4 protein-coding genes are annotated in these 4311 nt (G+C 59.5%); all 4 read left to right on the forward strand.

Translation table 11 applies throughout. The features are described 5' to 3' along the window. Window positions 1–215: 215 nt before the first annotated feature. The 4 genes from A5785_RS05535 (at window position 216) to A5785_RS05555 (ending at window position 4170) form a co-directional block, all read left to right on the forward strand. Window positions 216–632: a hypothetical protein gene (locus tag A5785_RS05535; RefSeq protein ID WP_231895428.1), complete on the forward strand. Its 417-nt coding sequence runs from the start codon at window positions 216–218 to the stop codon at window positions 630–632. Between the two features lie 63 nt (window positions 633–695). After that, window positions 696–1918, forward strand: a protein-coding gene (locus A5785_RS05545; protein WP_156527995.1) for an IS3 family transposase whose coding sequence is annotated in 2 segments (ribosomal slippage) — window positions 696–1002 and window positions 1002–1918 — 1224 coding nt in all. Because the reading frame shifts where the segments join, the coding sequence is not laid out codon by codon here. A gap of 76 nt (window positions 1919–1994) precedes the next feature. Further along, window positions 1995–2429, forward strand: coding sequence for a hypothetical protein (locus tag A5785_RS05550; RefSeq protein ID WP_231895429.1), 435 nt, complete (start codon window positions 1995–1997; stop codon window positions 2427–2429). A 97-nt stretch (window positions 2430–2526) separates the two neighbouring features. Next, complete coding sequence (locus A5785_RS05555) at window positions 2527–4170, forward strand: hypothetical protein (protein WP_156527997.1); 1644 nt, start codon at window positions 2527–2529, stop codon at window positions 4168–4170. Window positions 4171–4311 lie beyond the last annotated feature (141 nt).

A 4311-nucleotide genomic window follows, 5' to 3' on the forward strand; every position in this document is an offset into this window, starting at 1 on the left:
TTGTCGTCTAACGCCATGCTCATAGATCTTCCTCTCACTGATGAGCACTGGACTTACACAGACCATCTGACACCCCCATTGAGTTGGCTCGCACACCGCTCGTTACCCACGACATCGTCGACGAACTCCCCCGATCGCGCACCCGGGAGTACGTCCGCGAGCTCCTGGTCACGCACCAGATCCTTCCACCCAGAGATGGGCTGCTCCACCGCTACATGGACTGGTCGAACGACGCCCTGGACCGATTGGAATCGCCGGAGCATCGTGACGTCGTCAACCGCTACATTCGCTGGCACCACCTTCGCCAGATGCACTCGATGGAGTCGGTATCACATGGAACCTTCCTTCGATCCAAGCAAACCGTCACTGTCACAATCGAATTCCTCAACTGGCTCACTGACCGGGACATCTCGATCGGTGACTTGTCCCAAGCAGATCTGGATGCATGGCAGGCCGAAGGTCCTAGCACGCGAGAGTTCGCCATCCGCTTTCTTGCGTGGGCGATCAAGACCAAGCTGATCGCCGCAGACCTCACAATGACACCACATCGACGTGGCACCAGCCCGAAGATGAGCGCTGAGGGCCAGCGAGACGCTGTCGACAGCATTACGTCAAACCAACCAGGGCCTTGACCCCGCGGGTTGGACACGCTTGATCCTGGTCTCAGACCAGGGAAAGCGAGAAGATCTAACCCGATGGCAAAGAAAAATTACTCCGAAGAGTTCCGCCGCGACGCAGTCGAGCTGTACCGCGACACCGGCGGCGCGACCGTAGCCGGGATCGCCGCCGATCTCGGCGTATCCCACGGCTCCCTGACCACATGGCTGAGAAATGCGGGTATCCCGATCCGCAGACCCGCCGCCACCGCTCCGGGGCCCGGCACCGGCGAGACACCCGAGCAGGAAGCCGCCAGGCTCCGCGCCGAGGTCGCACACCTACGCGCGGAGAAAACCAAGCTCGAAACTGAGCGAGACATCCTGCGGTCGGCGGCCAAATATTTCGCCGGAGAGACGAATTGGTGAACCGCTTCCAGTTCGTTGCAGACCACTCCGACACCTACCCGGTGAAGCGGTTGTGCCAGGTCATCGATATCGCCCGCTCGTCGTACTACGCATGGATCAACGCCGCCGAGAAACGAGCCGCCCGGGCCGCAGCCGACGCTGAACTCGCCGACAAGATCCGCGCCGTCCACACGGTGGACAACACCTACGGGCGGCCCCGGATCACCGCCGAGATCAATCACGGACAACCCGCCGACCAGCGGATCAATCACAAACGGATCGCACGGATCATGCGCGCCAACAACATCGAGGGCCTGCGACTGCGCCGAAAACACCGCACCACCATCGCCGAACCAGCCGACACTCCGTCGCCGGACCTGCTCAACCGTGATTTCACCGCGATCGCACCGAATACCCGATACGTCGGTGACATCACGTATCTGCCATGCGGGGACAATGAGTTCTTGTATTTGGCCACGGTGATCGACTGCTTCTCCCGCCGCCTGGTGGGCTGGTCGATCGCCGAGCACATGCGTACCGAACTCGTCGAAGATGCCTTAGGTGCCGCAGCACTGACCCGCGGCGGTCTTGCCGGTGCAGTGTTCCACGCCGATCGCGGAAGTCAATACACCTCAAAGGGTTTCGCGATGATCTGCGCGGATTTGGGTGTTGCGCAATCGATGGGAGCGGTGGGCACGAGCGCGGACAATGCCCTGGCCGAGTCGTTCAATGCGACACTCAAACGCGAAACGCTGCAAGGCGCAGCCCGCTGGGAATCGCCCCGGGCGGCAAGGCTCGCGGTGTTCCGGTGGATCACCCGCTACCACACCCGACGCCGGCACTCGTACTGCAACTATCTCAGCCCTGCCGACTACGAAAACGCTCACACATCCGATAGCCTGCAGAAAGCCGCGTAATCACAAACCCCGTGTCCAGTTTCCGGGGTCAAGGCCCCCAGAACTGAATCCAAGGGACCGAGCTGCAGCGATCCTGGTGCTCGTCTTCGGCCAGCAGATCGACCGCGTCGTCAAACTCACCTGGGACCAGGTCATAGTCTCAGACGAACTCGTGACCGTCACACTCGGCGACATCGCCATCGCTCTACCCGCACCGCTCGACGAACCATTCCGCTACCTCGCGGGAGAACGCGACCTCGCGAACACCGCTGCTCACCCAAGTACGCGCTGGGTGTTCCGCGGATATGTCCCTGGCCAGCATGTCAATCCAACTCATCTACGAAACCGGCTCAAGTCGACTTTCGGCACCCGCGCTGCCCGACTTGGCACCCTGCACGAACTCACTAAACTCGCACCCGCTGCGATCCTGGCCGATACTCTCGGTTACTCCCCTGCCACCATCGAACGGCATGCAGTGGCGTCAGCAGCGACATATGCCCAATACGTATCGTTTGTCGACGCTGATGTCTGACGTTTGCAGCCTCAACTGGACGTGCCCCCAATGCCCTGCAGGCTCTTACGGTTTCGGTTGTAAGGCTGCTACGGTCAGCGCCAGGAGGAGGTAAAGGATGTCGAAAAAGAAGCGCGGCACGCCTCGGACCGGAAAGACGACGAAACAACGCCGCCGCGAAGCTCGTTCAAACGGTACGCGCAGGACAGCTGAAACCGCTGCAGAATTCGGTGGAGTACCTAGCGTACAACCGGCACCAGTATTTCCGATCGTCTCTGATCATGCCGGTTTGACTGCATTGAGTCACGCACAGCGGACCGAGCGCCTTGGTAAGATTGCGCAGGGCTCAGCTCTTCTTGTTCTAGCCGCGATTCAGTCTCGGCTCGATGTCGCCGCCACCACTGACTGGTCGGAGGTGCGTGTTGAACGTGCGTTGCTTGTGGAAGCCGGCACCGAGTGGGCCAACCAATTAGCGGCGAAGGTGGGAGTAACTCATCGCCTGATTCCCCCGAGATCGATGACGCAGCTGATACGAGAGGCTCTTGAGGCGTGTGCGGACGCCGATGCACGAGACATTGAGATCGCTGATGTGCTTGAACTCGTAATGTCGATCACGAGTGAGCACGCTGGTGAACAGAACCCTCTCGACGTGCTGGCGAATCCGGATCCCGCCGAGTACAGAGCGCAGATTGCGGCGATCGAGGCGTATACCTCCGAAGAAACTGTGGCAGCGGTCCGGCAACATTCTCTGAACGATATGGCGAATCTACTGAGCAACGAATCGGTCAAGATTGAGTCGATCAAGGCCTCGACTTACGACCTCTGGTTCCGTCCTTGGCCTGCCCGAGTCACTGATAAGCGGATTGGATCAAACCCTGCGGAGGCGTTCGAGCTGGCCAATAAGGTCCCGCTTCTCGATGTGATGGTTGTAGGGCAGATCGTGTGCGAGAGCATTGTGGCCGGACAGTTCGAATTCGATCGTTTGAACCTAGTGCGAGCGGGTGCAACTGAGGACGCCGCGGAGTTTGTCTTCAAGAATATGGCTTACAAGCCGGCTGAATTTGCAAGACGGCTTCGCCGCGATCGCGCACAGGGGCCCGTTACAAACCAGCGTTACGTGTTCACTGAGCGCCCCTTCCTGCGGCAAGATGGTGACACAATCTTCGCTCTCCGATATCAATGGGTTGTCGATCGATTCTTCGGCGCACAATTGTACTGGCAGACATTCTTCGCCTTCGGGCCTGCGGAACCACGATCGACGGCAGAGGCCTTCAGCCTGGCAATGAACGACGCTTTTGAGCGAGTCGCTGGTGAGATCTTGAAGCGGATTGCTTCGTACAGTTCGAAGATCACCCGGCTGGTTTCTGAAAGCGAGATGCAGGCGGAGTGGTCAGGCGTCAAAGGTCGACCACCGTCGGTCTGCGACTTCATGCTGGTCGCTGGTCGTGCGTGCATCCTCATCGATGCCACCAATCACCATCTGAGTGCAGGACTTGCACAAGGACTAGCCGATATTTCGACCTACAACGAAGACATGGACTCTGCTTTCGTGGCAAGCAAGTTTGAGCAGATCATCTCGACGGCCAAGCTGGTCAAGGACCACCATTCGTTCGGTGTGGAGGAAGATCCGGTCTTCATTCCTTACGTCGTGGTGCCCGACAACGGACTATCGAATATCACGTCTGTCCAGCTAGATTGGCTGACCAGGTCAGCGTCGTTCGAGGAGCTGCGGGGCTCAACGCGAGTGGCCTGTCCCCCGTGAACCGGTCCGGGTGGTTCTAGAGTCCTGATTGCCCTGATGAGGGCGGAGAAGGGACGATGAGGATCATGGCAGGACGTAAGCGTCACTCGGCGGAGGACATCGTGCGCAAGCTGCGCCGGGCCGATGAGTTGGCTGCGGAAG

The sequence above is a fragment of the Gordonia sp. 852002-50395_SCH5434458 genome, from assembly GCF_001665905.1.
Taxonomy (GTDB): Bacteria; Actinomycetota; Actinomycetes; order Mycobacteriales; family Mycobacteriaceae; genus Gordonia; species Gordonia jacobaea.

Excerpts from the sequence above, each read along its gene's own strand:
- A5785_RS05555 (WP_156527997.1), top strand. The coding sequence starts at position 2,527 with ATGTCGAAAAAGAAGCGCGGCACGCCTCGGACCGGAAAGACGACGAAA.
- A5785_RS05535 (WP_231895428.1), top strand. The coding sequence starts at position 216 with ATGGACTGGTCGAACGACGCCCTGGACCGATTGGAATCGCCGGAGCAT.